Raw genomic sequence first — 17,273 nt, 5'->3', positions numbered from 1 at the left:
CTGCATTCCAGACGGTCGCGACGAACGCTATGATTATCGGCCATGAGATTAGAATCTATTCGCCGTTCGGGCGTTGTAGTGCTTGTCTTGGGCACGGCGTCGGTAGCAATGATCGTCGAGGCGTTGGGGTGGCGCCGTTACCTTGTCCTGGGCACGGCCACACTAGCGCTTGTCGTCAAGGCGGCGGGGGGGCGGCGTCGCCTCGGCGTCCGATGCAGTCTGGGAAGAAATGGCAAACGCACTAGCGAACCTCAGTCGCTAGAACGTTGAGAGTTGTCTTGAGTTTTCCGGCGGCGTTCGGCAGGAGGCATGCTTGGGCGATGGTTTCGTTGATGTGAATGTCGATGGTATGCAACGCTTTTCGTAACGGTGGTGGAGCGGGGGGCCTGGTCGGCTGCAAGAAGGGGCGCAACAGGCGGTCGTGGACCCTGGTGTAGGACTACGAATCACTACGAATCACTACCCCTCGCTGGTGCCGTGCGCGTTGACGTGGTCGATGTCGTGACGCGGTAGCGATTCTTACCGGTGATGCTGGTGATGAGCCCGTTTGACGCGCAGTCGGGTCAGGTGGTAACTGGCCTGGTTGGTGGTGTAGTTGACACCGCCGAGCAGTCTAGTCATCAAGGCGCGCAGGCTCTTGTTGGTGATGCCGGTTGTGGCGAGCACGCTGGTGGCTAGGGCGCCCGCCAGGGCTTGGACCTGAGGGTACCGTAAGGTCGGGGCCATGCAGCGCTGCTCGGTGAGAGTGGGCCGGGCGACCCGCTCAAAGGCTGGACTGGCTAGGACGCAGCCCTGGCTGGCACGTTCAGTATCGAGCAGGGGTGGTGTGGACCGCGCGCGGGTCTGCAGCTCGTCGAGATGCATCGGGCGGCGCAGCCAACTCAGGTCGCCGGGGTCGTTGATCACGGTTTCGATCCGCAGTGCGCACCCACCTTTCAAGTACTGCTTGGTGGGGAGTGCCGGTAGAAATCGTGACATTGACCTCGGTGCCGTAGGTAAAAACCTTGGTCTTGAATTGACCGGCCGCCGGGCGTCCTCGACGTTGCCCGCGGCGAAAGATCAGCTCGATTAACTCCGAGCGGCCGATGTCGAGGTTGTCGGCCACCAGCGCTTCAAGAAGCGGCGGGCGTGTCGCGGTGCGTCGAAGACCAGAGTGCGCGACGTCTCCGCGCATCGACAACTCCCACCAGTAACTGCCCTCCCGATCGTGTCCAGACAGGTGCAGTGACAGAACCGACCACCAACGCTCGGCGACCACCATGACCGTCCCGGGCCCCAGCCGATCGCAGATCGCTTGCAATGCAGCAGGATAGGTAGGCCGGGTGGCGAAACCGCTCAACAGCTCGGTGAACCCGATACCAGCCTTGGTGGCTTGGCGTTTGGCTTACTCGTGTTCCGTTGGCCCAGATTTTCATCGGATACGGGAATAGGCACATACCTTGACAAACGGATGTGGTTCCTTCACCAAAGCCCAGCGGCAGGCCACCTGCTACTACTTTTACCCCTGGGACGATGATTTCGGGCCGACCCCGTTGTGTCCCCGGTGCGCTTGGTCGCCAGAAACACCGGCGCGAATTCTTGAGCCACTCCAATCGCTGTCGGCGACGCATGAAAACTGACCCCGTGTCGACGGGTGAGAGCCGTGGGTGCAGCGACGACATTGAGCACCTGCACACTGGTGTCACAGCCATGACTGGGTGCTGAAGCTGCGCCGTGAAGACTGGTCCGAAACGCGGAAAGCTTGCGCCGCGGCCGCGAAGCGAATGCTCGTGCGGGTGGCCGCCACTCCCCACGGACCCACGCATCTTGCGACGCCGCAAACGAATCCCCCAGTACTTTTAGTGTCGCTACGCTACTGTTCGTACCATAGGTCATGATGCAGTTGGAATGTCACTTGACGAAGGTGATGGCATGCCGTCAGCAAACGTCCGCTCATTACGGGACCGACGCCGCGCCGAGTTGATCTCGCAGATCCAGAACACCGCACACCAGCTTTTCGCCGAACGCGGATTCGCTGCCGTGACAACCGAGGACATCGCAGTCGCGGCCGGAATCTCCATCAGTACCTATTTCCGTTACGCACCCACCAAGGAAGACCTGCTTGTCGCACCGGTCCGGCAAACGGTCGCCCAACTCGTTAGTGCCTACGCCGCCCAGCCGTCGGACCAATCAGCAGTCCAGGCTCTGATTGAGTTGTTTGTCGAAACCGCTTGGAACAAAACAAATCAGGACCTGCACTACTGGCGACAAGCCATCCGCACCGCCCCCCACCTACTGCGCGAATCGGCGCTGATCAGCGAGAACGATAACCACCGGTTCATCGAACTGGTGGCTGCACGTATGGACGTCGACGCGGGAACCGACATCCGCCCCTCGCTGCTGGTCCACACAGGTTTGGCCACTGCACAATTCATACTCCGGCGCTGGCTTAGCACGGACACCAAAACGAGTCCATCACTTCACATTCAACTGGAACAAGCCTTGACAATCACACTAGCCGGATTCGACTGATCGCGGACCGCGATGAATCACGTCAACGTGGACGTACTCACCTCGAAAAAAATGTGCCGCAAGCCGACTGATCCTCGAGCGACCAAACGCCAAGGCCCTGCCGGCCGCGGTGCGCGACGTATTCTGCGACAAGGCCCTGAGCCAGCGCTGCACCTGCGCAGGCATTGCATACCGCCAAGCACACCCGTCACCCGGCCGAGTTGCGCTATACGGCAGCGAACGCGGCCGCGGTCACTACTCTCCGGCTCGCCTTCCAAGGGTCCTACTACCGCGATGCCCTGAATGCCTATCGTCGGCGTTCAAGTCGCGGCCGCGTCGAATGACTTGGAGGCAGACGACCCGCTGGCGACGCACCGGCCCTGGAGGTTGCGTTGGGGCACCGTTCACCGCGCGCCGTCCACACCGTGCGCCGCACGGTCGGCAGCGCCTAGCATCCGGCCGCGCCACCGACAGCGCGGATGCCACCCTCAACACCGCATGTAACGCGCTGACTTTGGCGCGCCGGCAGTTCAGCGACCGTCGTAGCGTTTCACTCCGGCTCTGCATCTGAGCTGGCGCCGCGACAGTTTGTTGGTGTTCGTGACGACGCTGCTCGGCCAGGTGAGAGATCTCGAAGAATACCGTTCTGCTCCCGCCCGTCGATAGCTGGCCCGCCGCCCAAGTCGGACTGACCGGACCCCGTGAAATGATCCATGGATCAACAGATCGGAGTCAGGCCGAGACCACAACGGACGCTGGGGCATCCACAATTTTGAAAGTTCACGCTCAACACTGCACCTTGTCGCCTTTGGTGCTGTGTCTCGCGAATGTACGTGCCAGATTCAGCTTTCGGGTTGATGTTCACTATCACCGAACTATACGAGGCAACTGACGATTTCCTCTACCACTTTGTCCAACACCACCCCGCGTCTACATTTGTCGTCACCGCCGGCTTCCCAGTTCTCCTGATCGACAACGTAATTCGTCATACCCACCCGCGCCATTGACCATGTCCGCCAGCACCAACACTTCTCAACCACGCCACGCACCACACACCTCTTGCATTAAGGTCACAGTTTCCTAAGAACCGCCCGATCTTTGTAGGACAAATCGGCGGTGTCGTCTCTAACGTGCGCCTCGAAAGGGATTGCACTGCAGTGACGATGACCACCCACAAGCTTACCGCCGGCGACGGTTACCAGTACCTGATCCGGCAAGTCGCTGCTGTCGACACCACCGCGCGTGGCCGGGCCCCGCTGATCGACTACTACTCGGCCAAAGGCGAATCTCCGGGCCGATGGGTGGGATCGGGTCTGGCATCGCTGTCTTCGACACGGGCTCGCTCGGTGCCCCCCGAAGACTTGGCGAAAGTGTGGGCCGTACCGGTTGATTCGCCGGTCACCGAGGCCCAAATGAAGGCTCTGTTCGGGGAAGGTTTGCACCCCAACGCCGATGAGATCACCAAGTATGTCGCCGAACGTGGCGTGCACGGCCTCGCGGCCGCCGAAGCCGCCAAACTGGGCCGCAAGTTCCATATCCGCGACGGCGAAACCACCTTCGCCCGCGCCCTGGCAGTGGCCTACCGCGACCACAACGAAGAAGCCGGCCTGCACCGGAACGCGCCCATCGACGCGCCGACGCGCGCCGCGATCCGCACCGCGCTCGCGCGCAGAATGTTCGCCGAGCAGTACGGCCGCGCGCCCGCCGACGACCGCGAACTCAGCGGATTCATCGCGCGCGAAACCCGCGCACGCACCACCGCGGTCGCCGGCTACGACTTGACGTTCTCGCCCGTGAAATCGGTGTCGACGCTGTGGGCGATCGCACCGCTCGCCGTCGCAAAAGTGGTGGAGGAATGTCACGACGCAGCGGTCGGTGATGCGCTCGCGTGGCTAGAAACTCACGCCGCGTTCACCCGTTCAGGTAAGGATGGTGTCGCCCAGGTCGACACCACCGGTCTACTCGGGGCGGCGTTCACCCACCGTGATTCACGCGCCGGCGATCCTGATCTGCACACCCATGTCGCGATCTCCAACAAGGTCGCCACTGTAGGAGCCGACGGTGTGCTGCGTTGGCTGGCCGTTGACGGGCAGCCTGTGCACCAGTTCACCGTGGCCGCCTCCGAGCTCTACAACACACGCCTGGAAGCCCACCTTGGACAGCGACTGCAGCTGCGGTTCGCTGATGTTGTCGGCGAGGGCCGCGGCAAGAGGCCAGTGCGCGAAATCGTGGGAATCTCAGTCGAGCTGATGTCCGCGTGGTCGTCGCGGCGGCTGGCGATCGAAGCCCGCACCGCCGATCTGGCCAAGCAGTTTCAAGCCACCCACGGCCGCGAACCGACCCACGTGGAAACCATCGCGTTGGCTCAACAAGCGACCCTGGAGACCCGCGAAGCCAAACACGAACCCCGATCATTAGCCGAGCAGCGCCAGACCTGGCGCGGCCAAGCGATCGAGGTGCTCGGCGGTGTGCGGGAGCTGACCGCGATGCTGGGCACGGTCTTATCCGCGTCCGCGCCGGCGCCCCAGATCGATGCCGTTGATGACGACTGGATCGCCTCACACGCTGCCCAAGCCATCACCACGGTGGCTCACTCGCGGGCAACTTGGCAACGCCACCACGTGTTAGCCCAAGCGCAGCGCCTCGTTCGTGGCAGCGGGCATGCCGCCGACGAGACGCTGGCCGACAAGATCACCGAGGCTGCCTTAGCCGAGCCGCTGTCGGTGGCCCACATCGACATCGACGACGGCGAAATGGGAGAACCTGCACAGCTGCGCCGCCGCGATGGAACCAGCGTCCACAGCCGCCACGGCAGCGCAACCTATACCTCTCACGAGCTGCTGGCCGCTGAGCGACGCATCCTTGCTGCTGCCCTCCAACGCGGCGGGCGCACGGTCGAGGACATCGATATCGAGCTGGCGCTGGCCGACTCGGCCGCACGCGGTAAACAACTCAACGAGGGCCAGGTCGCCCTGGTCCGCGAAATGGCAAGCGGTGGGCGCCGAGTGGCGTTAGCGCTGGCCCCTGCCGGCACCGGCAAGACAACGGCGATGGCCGCGCTGTCGCATGCATGGCGCTCCTCGGGAGGGACCATCATCGGTTTAGCCCCCACCGCGGCGGCAGCCATCGAACTGGGCGAGGATCTGTCGGCCCCGACCGACACCGTCGCCAAATACGTGTGGTCGGCCGACCCGGCAAGCGCGTCGAGTCGCTCTGCCCCACCGCCATGGTTCACCACGGTCGGACCCGACACGCTGATCATCATCGACGAGGCAGGCAAAGCCGGAACGCTCGAACTTGATGCGGTGATCACCCACGCCCTAGCCCGCGGCGCCAGCATCCGGCTGGTCGGCGATGACTGCCAACTCGCGTCGATCTCCGCCGGCGGTGTGCTACGCGACATCGCCCACGAGACCGATTCCCTGACGCTGTCTCAGCTGGTTCGCTTTGGCTCCACCGCCGAAAGCGCAGCCACCCTGGCAATCCGCAGAGGAGACCCCTCTGGACTCGGGTTCTACATCGACCACCAGCGTGTGCACGTCGGTGCCGATCAGACCGCAGCCGACATGGCCTACACCGCATGGGCCGCCGACCTCGACGCCGGCCGCGATGCCATCCTGTTAGCCCCCACCAACGACATCGTCGATACCCTCAACGCCCGCGCCCGCCTCGATCGCCTCGCCGCGGCCGACCCGAAAACCCTCCGCGGCCACGAAATCACCCTTTCCGACCGGCTCACCGCCTCCCCCGGCGACCTTATTCGTACCCGCCGCAATGCGCGCTGGCTCCGCCTAAGCCCCACCGATTACGTGCGAAACGGCTACCGCTTCCAAATCCTGGAAACGCACCAAAACGGCAGCATCAAAGCCCGCCACCTTGGCAGCGGTCAAACAATGCGCCTACCCACCCACTACGTCAAAAAACACGTCACCCTCGGCTATGCAGCCACCATTGACTCCGCACAAGGACTCACCGCCGGACACGCCTGCCACATCGTGGGCGCCGGCAATCTCACCCGCCAACTGCTGTACGTCGCATTAACTCGCGGCCGGATCGAAAACCACATCTATCTATCCACCGCGGAATCCGACCCGCACCGGGTGTTGTCCCCCAAAGCAACTCACCCCGAAACGGCCGTCGATGTCCTGACCAAAACACTGGCCCGCGACGGCGCACAAGTCTCGGCCACCAGCGCCGCACGCCAAGCCCGCGACCCCTTCCTGCGGTTGGGCGCGGCCGCGGCGATGTACTACAACGCGTTGGGCGAGGCAGCCCAAGCCCTGGCTTCCCCGGCCCTGCTGGCCCAACTGCACATCACCGCCGATCAGCTCTACCCAGGTTTGACCCGCGCCGAAGCATGGCCAGTGCTCTGCAAACACTTGGCCCTCATCGCGGCCGACGGGCGCGACCCGATCGCCACACTGACCGAGGCCGCCAACATAGGCGAGCTTTTCAGCGCCCACGATCCCGCCGCCGTGATCGACTGGCGCATCGACCCCACCGGCGGACACTCAGCCGGTATCGGGCCGCTGCGCTGGCTGCCCGCCACCCCCACATTGCTGGCCAACGACCCGGCATGGGAGAACTGCCTGACCGGCCGCGCCGCGCTGGTTGTCGAGCTTGCCGAGCAGATCCGCGAAACCGTCACCCACCAATGGACACCGGCCACGGCACCGGCCTGGGCCAAACCCGTGCTGGCCGCTAACCCCGAACTCGCCGCCGAAATCGCGGTCTTCCGCGCCGCCCACAACGTGGTTCCCGAAGACACCACCCTGCTCGGCCCACCCCAATACGCCGTGCGCGCCCGCACCATCCAAAAACTGCTCGAAAACCGTGCCCAAGCGGTGGTGCGCACCCAGAACCCCCGCAGCCGCCGCTTTGAGCAGCTGATCGACTCCATCGATCCCCGCATCCGCGCCGACGGCTACTGGCCACAACTAGCCGCCCAGCTCGCCCAAGCCGCCACCAGCCGACCCGACCTGCCTGCCCTCGTTCGCGCGGCCGCCACCGAACGTCCGCTACCCGACGAGCTGCCCGCCGCCGCGCTGTGGTGGCGTCTTGCCGCCGAACTCACCCCCACGGCCACCGTCGACACCCCCCATACCGGCCTGCGCCCGGCCTGGATCACTGACTTGCACAACGTCTTTGGGTCAGCAGCCGCTGAATCCATCGTCGCCGATCCCGCCTGGCCCGGCCTCGTCTCGGCAGTCAACGCCACCGACCCCACCCGCTGGACCCCGGCCGACCTGCTTCACGTCGCCGCCGAACACCTTGCCGACCTCGACCCCGATCACACCATCCCCGCCTACCAATACGCCCGCGCCATCACCTACACCGTCGACCTGATCGGCGGCCACCACGACCACGCCGACCACCCACTACCCGAACAACCCCCACTGCACCCCGAGGAAGAAGAACAGCTTCCACCCGACCCCCACACGCCCAGGATCGACATGCCCGCCACCGAAACATCCACGCAACCGTGGCACCCCGAACTCGTTGAGCCCGACCCGATCAACACCCCGCTCGAGACCGCCGACGAACTCGCCGGCCTCGAATTCGCCGACCTCCCCCGGCGCCGCGCAGCACCCCCGCCACTGCCAGCCGCCCTCCTCGACCTCACCACCTTGCGCACCCAATACCAGCAGGCGCTGGCCGACCATCAGGCCCTGCATGCCCGCGCCGCAATTGGTGATGGACCCGCAATGCGCCAAGCCACCCCGCACATCCGCGAACTACGCCAGCGCGCTGACGCCGACCGCCCCTACTTGATCGCCGTCCACGACGTCACCGCCGAATGGGCCTACGCCGAAGCCGAATACGAGGCAGCGCTCAGCGATGTCGACTGGGCACGTGACCAGCTCAACGAGCTGCAGTCACAAGCCGACGTCGACCCACTCGACATCGCCTCAGCCAAACTCGATGTCCAACTGCGTCTCATGGCACTACCCGACACCGCGCCCGCTGAGCGCTATCAGGCCGCGCTTCACGAAGCACTCGCGGCGCGTGCACAAGCCGCCGGCGGTGCAGACCGCATCATCAGCGGTGACGACGTCGACAACATCATCGCCGAAGCACGATCCGAAGACGATCGCGCCGACCTCGTGGCCCGCCGCCACTGCAGCCAGCTCCGCCGAGACCTCGACCGCGCAGAACTAGCCGCCGCCGCCGCGTTCGCGGCCGCCGAAACCCGTTCAGCCGAGCACATCACCGCCCAACTCGACCAACTGGCCACCGAGCTACGCGTGCTCGAAGCCGCCAGCCGCTTCCAACCGCACCGCCCCTTCAGCCTTGCCACCAGCGCCGCCGCCGACCTCTCCCCCGCCGCAGCCGCCGCCATCACCAGCACCGCAAGGCTGCCCTTTGCCGTCACGGTCGTGCACGCCCAACCCTCCGCCGAGCGCCGGGCCGCCCTACACACTCTGCACAGCGCGGCCGCAGCCTCCGAACGAAAGATCCTGTGGTGCAGCCCCACCCGCGAACAATCCGAGAGCGCCGTCGCCGACGAGCTCGCCGACACCGCTGCCACCATCACCGAAGCCCACGCCACCATCACCAGCAAGCAGTCGCAATCGCAGTTACCCCCTGGCGGCCTCATCATCATCGACGACGCCGCCAACGCAGACCCCGCAATAATCGCCGACCTCGCCGAACACGCCGCGGGCAGCCAGTCCGGCCTCATCCTGCTCGACACCACCGGCCAAACGTGGCCACCCAAGCCTGCCCAGCGGCTCCTGCAGATCCTCGGCACCGAATTACCCTGGACCACAACCATCAACGCACCCCCAACATCGGCTGTCATCAATCGCGTAACCCCCGACCTCGACCCGGCGCTCACCCAGGCGCGGCGCCTGCACCCAGCCGTGCTCGGTGAACAGCTGCGCGACAGCCTCAAACGCGCAGACCAGCTCCAGACCACCATCCATGCCGCTTACCAACGCCACCTCGAGGCCACCTGGCTCCGCGAGCGCGGCCACCGCGCAGAGCAACGAACCCCAGAAGTCGGGCTCACGGATCCCGACTAGAACTAACGACGACTTGTCGGTATGGGAACGTATGTTCGATCAGTGCCATCTTCACTCCTGGACGGTCCTCGGGCGAGGCTCTCAAAGATGTCCAGGAGTGAGGCTATGATGATCAGCGATCAGCGAGAGGAGCGCCACATGCGAGCCGAATGGCGCGCGGGGAATTGCGTCTACCTCGACTACAACGCGACGGCCCCCTTGCGTCCGGCGGCGCTTGAAGCGATGCTGCCGCATCTGCACGGGGTGGGCAACGCTTCTAGCGTGCATGCGTATGGCCGGTCCGCTTCGGATGCAGTCCGTACGGCGCGCCAACGCATCGCACACCTAATTGGTTGTTCGCCAGGTGAGGTCGTGTTCACGTCGGGCGCGACCGAAGCTAACAACTTGGCGTTGGGGGCTGCAGCATCTCGCCGCGGCACCACGGTGACGACGCCTGTGGAACATCCCTCCGTGCTTGTGGCTTCACGCGCCTTCGCCGACATATCCGGTGGGACAGTCACCATGCTGATTGTGAACCGAGAAGGCCTGACTGACCCCGATGAACTTAGCGCCATCCTATCGAGGCGGGATGTCAACATCGTGTCAGTCATGGCAGCAAACAACGAGACCGGGGTCCTGAGCGACCTTGCTGGCTTCGCCGAGGTTTGCCGCGGCGAGGGGGTACTTCTGCATACTGACGCAACCCAGATGGTCGGCCGGTTGCCAATCAATGTCACCGACCTCGATGTCGACTTGTTGTCCTTGTCGGCGCACAAGTTCGGTGGCCCTCAGGGAGTTGGCGCATTGTTCATTCGACGTGACGCCGATATTCCGTTTCGCCCTGCCGTCTTCGGTGGCGGTCAAGAAGGCGGTTGGCGCGCGGGAACTTTGAATGTGGCCGGCATCGTCGGTGCTGGGGCCGCCGCCGCCGCGACTGGTGCTGCGATGACAGAGGAAGCTCGCCGGGTCAAGCGCCTGCGCGACCGGTTTGAGGCAGCCGTCCTCGACTCTGTGGCCGGCGTCGAGGTCAACGGGCACCCGACCAAGCGGCTGCCAGGGGTCAGCAACCTGATGTTTCCCGGTCTGCCAGCGGACGCGATGCTCTCCGCGATGACATCGATCGCGGCGTCGGATGGCAGTGCCTGCTCCGCAGGTGCGCAGGGGCCGAGTCACGTCTTGACCGCCATGGGCCGCACGCGCGACGAAGCAGATTGCTCAATCAGATTCTCACTTGGATACGCCACCACAGAACAAGAGATCGAGATCGCCATCGCCGCAGTATCGTCCGCCGCGCGCCAAATACGCATTGCGCTGCGCGGCGAATCTCCTAACCGCTCTCGTCTACTCGCAAACCACCGGACGACAAGCACTTTCGTGAGCTCGGGGGGCACTCCTTGATCGAAATTCAACTTAGGGACGTGGCCAACCCTCGGTTCGCCCGCCATGAAACATTCGCGCCCCGTTTCGGCTGGCTGCACAAGGGTTTCCGCGCCGTCACCACGGACTCAGAGGTCTTCCTCCGGGAGGATGCTCCCGTTGTTCTCGGCGTCGGCAAGAACATGGTCAGTGCGATTCGATACTGGTCTAACGCTTTCAAGCTGACCGTCGAGCGTCCCAAAGGGGGGAGTTCACGTGCAAATGTCTCGCTACCAACCTGGCGGGCAGTGTGGTTGCTCGACGAGAACGGCGCGGACCCGTACCTAGAAGACCCCGCTAGCCTCTGGCTGCTGCATTGGTGGCTGTTGTCGGTGCAGGAGGGAACGCGCTGTGAAGCACCAACCTGGTGGGTTGCTTTTCACGGACTCTCGACTTCTCGCTTCACCGAGGAGCAGCTGGCCGACCACGTCCTTCGACACGTCGGACGATGCGGATGGGAACCTCCGGTACAAGCGTCAGTCGCTCGAGACGTCGACTGCGTTACCAAAATGTACGCACCACGCAAAGCCGCCACCGGGTCGCCAGGGAGTTTCGAGGATCTCCTGGACTGCCCGTTCCGTGAACTGGGTCTCTTGGAATCGGTAGCCGACTCGTCGCAGAAAACCCGTATCTGGCGGTTCACCGACGTAGCCCGCACCAGCCTGCCGCCACGCGTGATCGCCTACACCTGTTTGGACTACGCGGCGACAGCTGCAGAAGGCGCCGGATCCGTCTCCCTGGCTCGTTTGGCAAATGAGCCAGGAAGCCCTGGTCGCGGTTTTCACCTGCGAGAGGCGGATCTGTCGGTCGCACTAGCTGAGGTCTGCGACGCGCACCCCGGACTTCAGATGACCGAGGCAGCAGGCCACCGAAGCCTCGTGTTCAGAGAGGACCCTGCCACGATCGGTTGGGACGTCCTCGACGGCCACTACCACACCGGCCGCACCCCTTGGCGCACGACAAAGACGGCGTGGGGCAACGCGTACGAGATCCGCGGCGCTGAGCCGGTTTACGCGGAACCAACCAGCAAAACGTGGGCCGTAGGTGCGTCTGCATGAGCCCCCAGCAGGCAACACGACGTACCACATCTCCAACCGAGAAGATCACCGTGACCGCCTCGTCGTTGCGGTCGACGAACCTCGAACGCGATATCAACAACGACCCACTCCCGCCCCTGATGTTCGGACGCAGAGCACACGAAACCCTGCAGCGCATCGGCCGCGCACTCACCGACCAGACGCGGACCCGGGCATGGTCAGTGACCGGACCGTATGGTTCCGGCAAGTCGACTCTTGCGCTCCTGCTCGAAGCGCTCCTTGGGCCCGATGGCAACCGCCGCGCACAGGCGCTGCAATATGTTTCGGCCACCGACCGTGAACTCGCCGAGCAGTTCAGCAGAGCATCGTCGGATGCGACACCCGACGGCTTCCTCAGCGCGGTGGCGACGGCTCGGCGCGAACCCCTCGGCGCAACGATCGGCCGCGCCTTATCCAACGCCGCAACCAGACGGTGGGCTCGTCAGGCTCCAAAGAATGTCCGCGACGTTCTCGCACCGATCGAAGCCGGGGCCGCCTCGAACAGCCAAACACTCAAGGCTATCCGCACGCTGTGCACGTATTCGCCGATCCTCCTCGTCATCGACGAATTCGGAAAGACCCTCGAATACTTGGGCGGACAACGTACCTCGCCAGCCTACAGCGATGACGATCTGTTCCTGCTGCAGGAACTCGCCGAAGCAAGCGCCGGCACCAACGGCCTGCCGGTTTTTCTCCTGACATTGCAACACATGTCATTCCTGGACTACGCCGCACATTCGACGCAGTTGCAGCGCCGTGAATGGGTAAAGATTCAAGGCCGTTTCGACGACATCACGATGACCACTGACGTGGACGACGCCGTTCGGCTCATCGCTCGGTCGATTGACCAAACCAAGGTGTCTCGAACCCACCGCCGCCGGATTGCTTCCTACGCCGACACCATGGCCCGCAACTGGACGGAACACGGGCTCAACTGCGTGCTGACTAGCGACTCCCCTCTCTTCGCCGCGCTTTATCCATTGCATCCGCTGGTCGCGGTCTCGGCACCGCTGCTCGCCGCCCAGATCGGCCAGAATGACAGAACTCTCGTCGGCTTTCTCGCGAGCGACGAACCGCACACCATCCACAGCTTCCTCGCAACGCCTCCGGCCGACGAGCCATCCAGCCAGATGCCGGCAGTCCGCCTACCCCAACTCTACGATTATTTCCTGAAGTCCAGCAGGACAATGGTTTTCGCCTCATCATCGGCCAGTCGATGGATCGAGATAGACACCCGCATCGGGGAAGCACACGGGCTGCCCGACAGTGATCTCGACATCATCAAGACGATCGGTCTCCTCAACTTGATCGACTCGGCAGGTGTACTTCGCGCCAGCCTCGACCTTATCCACTTCGCGCTCTCCGATGGTCCCGGGGCAGCGGCACGAGATCACCTTCGAAGCCAGCTCGACTCGCTCATCGAGCGCGGATTCCTCGTCTACCGCGACTTCAACGACGAGTACCGAGTCTGGTGGGGCAGTGATACCGACATCCGCGCCCAAATCGATAACATCCGTCTGCGGTGCGACGATTCCGGAGTCATTGAGCTAGTGCGGAACCACCTGCCTCCCGCCATCGTCGCTGGCCAACATAGTCAGCTGACCGGTATGCTGCGGCATTTCGTAACCGCGGTCTCCGCGACCGGCGATGAAATCGTCGGTCCTGACATCGACTCCGGCACCGACGGTTTGCTGCTCTTCCACGTCGGTCCGTGCTCTCAGCTTCCGGTCGTCCAAACAAAGCTACCGGTTGCCGTCGGCACATCGGATGCCTCCGCCGCGGTACTCGATGCCGGGCGGGAAGTGTACGCACTCAGTGAATTGAGCCGTGATCACGCGATGGACTCCGTCGCGCGTCGCGAAGTCGTCGAACGTCTGAGCCAAGCAACCAGCAAGCTCGCGGCGACGCTTGCAGACGTGTTCCGGCCAGCACGCGTGGGCACCGAATGGCGCCTCATTGCCGCCGAACAAGATCACGCCGACGGCTGGCGATCCAGATTGTTGGATGCTCGCAGCATGGCCGGTGTCGTATCCGAGGCCTGTCGGCTGACGTTCAGGCACACCCCCCAGATCCGGAACGAAATGCTTGGTCGCCACCAACTCACCAGTCAGGGCGCCAAGGCACGTCGTGAGCTGATGACCCGCATGGTTGAACAGGCCAGCGACGAGCATCTCGGCATTTGCGGATTCGGGCCCGACCGCGCAATGTACGGCGGCGTCCTCGAATACCTCGGTCTGCACCGCGGCCCAACCGAAGCCGGTATCTACGAACTCGCAGCGCCTTCCGAACAGAGCTCGCTCCACCCGGCATGGCATGCACTTACCGAACAATTGCACTGTGCCGAGCAGCAGATGCCGCTCACAGACGTGTTCGCTAAGCTCGTCGCGCCCCCCTACGGCGTCAAGATGGGCGTCGCGCCCGTAATCGTGCTGGCCGCACTCATTGTGTACTGCGATGAGATCGCATTGTTCGAAGAAGGTACCTATCAACCGCGACTCACCGCCGACGTCGTCGAACGCCTGACAAAGAGCCCGCAGCGATTCACAGTCAAGTCGGTCGGTGCGTTCAACGGACAACGTCGCAAGGTTCTCGAACTGCTCGCCAAACAGTTCACCGACCCGGGCATTCCACCGAGGGCCATCCGGAATCGAAATGGCCTGCTGCTCCGCGTCGCAGAGGCGCTACTCGACCGCGTCCGCACTCTGAATCGCCACGCGCGGCAAACTACTCACCTCAGCCGTGATTCGATCGCCGTCCGCACGGCTCTGCTGAATGCGCGAGATCCTGCTGACCTCATATTTCGCGAACTGCCACACGCACTAGGTATCAAGGGTGTATCGCGGTCTAAAACGATCGACGCGGCGGCGGCACGGGACTACGCGGCACGCCTTGCCAAAGCAGTCGAGGAAATCATCAGCGCCGAGTCGCGTCTCAGAATCGACACCATCAACCACATCGCCGCTGCGTTCCGGCTTCCGCCAGATCTTGCAGACCTCCGCAGAGACCTCGCTGCTCGATGCCGTGGCTTCGCAGGCGCCTTACTCGAACCCCGAATCAAAGGCCTGGTTTCACTTGCATTCAATGATCAACTGTCGGACGACGAATGGCTTGACCCGTTCGTGATTCGAATCGCCGGTGCCGCAATGAGCGACTGGAACGACGCCGCCGCTGAGGACTTCCCCCGGCAGTTGATAGAGACGTCGCGGGCCCTCGACCGAATCAGCTACCTATACCAATCGGCACAGCTCGACGCCGACGCACAGCCCTTCACCGCGGAACTACTCACCTTGACGACGCCTGATGGTCAAGAGGAGCGAACAATGATCTACACACCCTTGGATGCGCATCGAGCTGCATCGGATCTCGCGAAAACTGCACTCGCTGACGCCGAAACCAAGCTCGGGCCAGACGGGGCACGCATCCTGCTCTCGGCGATCACACGCGAGCTACTGGGGCGCCCCGAAATCCCGACCACTGCAAGCAATTCCGTGGCCAATGATGTGCTGGAGGCAGTGACATGACCGATCCGTCTGCGAATGATCCCGCGGGCGACACGCGACACGTTCTCGGTATCTCCGGGGGAAAAGACTCATCGGCACTGGCGATCTACATGCGAGACCGGGTTGCGGAAATGGAGTACTTCTTCTGCGACACCGGCGCCGAGTTGCCGGAGACCTACGAGTACCTCAATAAGCTGGAAGCCGCCCTCGGCAAGCCAATTGCCCGGCTCAACGCCGACCGCGACTTCGACCATTGGCTGCAGATCTACCAGGGCACCCTCCCCAGCCCTAACATGCGCTGGTGCACGAAAAACCTCAAAATCAAGCCCCTCGAAGACTGGCTTGGCGACGATCGTGCCATCTCGTACGTTGCTATCCGCGCCGACGAGAACCGACTCGGATACATCAGCACCAAGCCCAACATTTCTGCCGTCTTTCCCTTCCGGGACGAGGGCATCGACAAGGCCGGTGTCATGAGGATCCTCGACGAGGCGGGCATCGGGCTGCCTGCCTACTACGAATGGCGGACGCGTTCCGGGTGCTACTTCTGCTTCTTCCAGCGAAAGAACGAATGGGTCGGTCTAGCTGATCGGCATCCGGAGCTGTTCGACCGCGCGATCGCGTACGAGGACAAAGTCAAGTATGAATCGACCGCCATGCAAGAGCGCGGATACACCTGGTCGCAAAACGAATCACTGCGAGAACTCTTGGCGCGGCGGGCAGACATCGAAGAAAAACACCGGATCGCACTCCAAAGGGCTGCGCGGCGGGTCAAACCGAACCAGCCGCTCATCGAGGTGCTATCGAACGCCCTCGATGACGACGACGACGAAGCCGGCTGCAGCATCTGCCACCTGTGACGTGCTCGACATTCGTCTACGCCTGGCGGTGTTCGGGCCCCAACCTGATCTCCCATGCCCCCACAGCAACAGAATGCACCTGTTCGAAATGCTCAAGCCAGCTAGCGAGATTCTGGGCTACTCGGGACGCGCGATCGTCTGCTAAGCCATGGTTTTGGGCGATGTGGCGCTGGAGTTCAACGCTACCCAACCTTCCCTGACTAAAGAGCGACTCAAGCATTGGCGTCGAGCGAAGTTGCTGTCTCACTGCGGAATTGAAGTCCGTCTCATCTAATCCCAGCGGGATGTCGAGCGTCGATAGGTCCGTCACAAGTCCCGCAGCGACATCGCTTGGATATTTTGACATCTGGCCTCGATAGGCTCCGTAGAGAAGCTTTGGTGATCGTGTCACGGGCAGGAATGGGGGATGGTGATCAGTGGACACCGCGAGCTGCTTGACGAAGTCCGGCGCTGTCGCGCAGAGCATGTTCGCTTGCTCACGGATCTGCTCAGCGAGTTCGTTGGTTGCCGGAACGGCGTGACTCACGCGATGAAGCAAACGTGTGATTTCCTCGTTGGATGAAGAAATCTCTACCAGTATCTCAAGGTTCTCAGGCTGAACCAGGCCGGTTGCACGGCCGGTGAGATTCGCCGACCCAACCAGCGAAACATCGTCTACGAGAATCAGTTTCGCATGGAGCGCGTGATAGATGCTAACAGTGCATCGACCACCATCTCGGTCGGCGGCTTGGACTATTTCCGGATCAGAAACTCCCGCCGCGACTTCGGCAACTGACCAGCGGGTCACGCATGATACATCGCGGACCGAGTCGGGGATGGCCCCCAAAGCCGCCGCGAACACATCGAGCTTAATGAACGGCGCGATGAGCACCACTCGACTGCGAGCACCGGATAACAAGGCCTGTATCTGGCTCCACACATGCGCGG

At 63.2% G+C, this 17,273-nt stretch carries 9 protein-coding genes; 6 read left to right on the top strand and 3 right to left on the bottom strand.

All coding sequences use genetic code 11. The features are described 5' to 3' along the window. Nucleotides 1–519 precede the first annotated feature (519 nt). Both AC5Y4T_RS17660 and AC5Y4T_RS17655 read right to left on the bottom strand, forming a co-directional pair. A complete protein-coding gene (locus tag AC5Y4T_RS17660; protein ID WP_218832334.1) occupies nucleotides 520–726 on the bottom strand; it encodes a hypothetical protein in 207 nt (68 codons plus the stop codon). A gap of 79 nt (nucleotides 727–805) precedes the next feature. After that, on the bottom strand, nucleotides 806–1,300 hold the full coding sequence (locus AC5Y4T_RS17655; protein WP_499954548.1) for a hypothetical protein: 495 nt from the start codon (nucleotides 1,298–1,300) through the stop codon (nucleotides 806–808). A 611-nt stretch (nucleotides 1,301–1,911) separates the two neighbouring features. Between AC5Y4T_RS17655 and AC5Y4T_RS17650 the strand changes: the two genes are divergently transcribed. The 6 genes from AC5Y4T_RS17650 (at nucleotide 1,912) to AC5Y4T_RS17625 (ending at nucleotide 16,346) form a co-directional block, all read left to right on the top strand. Next, entirely contained in the window at nucleotides 1,912–2,511 is a 600-nt protein-coding gene (locus AC5Y4T_RS17650) for a TetR family transcriptional regulator (RefSeq protein ID WP_069953645.1), read from the top strand. A 1,142-nt stretch (nucleotides 2,512–3,653) separates the two neighbouring features. Beyond that, nucleotides 3,654–9,515: a MobF family relaxase gene (gene mobF / locus AC5Y4T_RS17645; RefSeq protein WP_499954546.1), complete on the top strand. Its 5,862-nt coding sequence runs from the start codon at nucleotides 3,654–3,656 to the stop codon at nucleotides 9,513–9,515. Between the two features lie 105 nt (nucleotides 9,516–9,620). Beyond that, complete coding sequence (locus AC5Y4T_RS17640; protein WP_198419695.1) at nucleotides 9,621–10,892, top strand: cysteine desulfurase family protein; 1,272 nt, start codon at nucleotides 9,621–9,623, stop codon at nucleotides 10,890–10,892. Next, the gene (locus AC5Y4T_RS17635; protein ID WP_083533344.1) at nucleotides 10,889–11,968 is read left to right on the top strand and encodes a DUF4007 family protein; all 1,080 of its coding nucleotides are present in this window, start codon (nucleotides 10,889–10,891) and stop codon (nucleotides 11,966–11,968) included. Before AC5Y4T_RS17640 ends, AC5Y4T_RS17635 begins: the two co-directional genes overlap by 4 nt. Then, nucleotides 11,965–15,507 (top strand): ATP-binding protein, encoded by a 3,543-nt coding sequence (locus AC5Y4T_RS17630; protein ID WP_145929514.1) that lies wholly within the window; start codon nucleotides 11,965–11,967, stop codon nucleotides 15,505–15,507. Before AC5Y4T_RS17635 ends, AC5Y4T_RS17630 begins: the two co-directional genes overlap by 4 nt. Next, nucleotides 15,504–16,346, top strand: a complete 843-nt coding sequence (locus AC5Y4T_RS17625) for a phosphoadenosine phosphosulfate reductase domain-containing protein (RefSeq protein ID WP_072501177.1) — start codon at nucleotides 15,504–15,506, stop codon at nucleotides 16,344–16,346. Before AC5Y4T_RS17630 ends, AC5Y4T_RS17625 begins: the two co-directional genes overlap by 4 nt. 16 nt (nucleotides 16,347–16,362) lie before the next feature. Here AC5Y4T_RS17625 and AC5Y4T_RS17620 read toward each other — a convergent pair whose 3' ends face one another. Then, nucleotides 16,363–17,265, bottom strand: coding sequence for a phospholipase D family protein (locus AC5Y4T_RS17620; protein WP_499954553.1), 903 nt, complete (start codon nucleotides 17,263–17,265; stop codon nucleotides 16,363–16,365). Nucleotides 17,266–17,273 lie beyond the last annotated feature (8 nt).

It is taken from the genome of Mycobacterium sp. NGS11, assembly GCF_059813315.1.
This window is presented reverse-complemented; position numbering and strand designations above follow the sequence as displayed.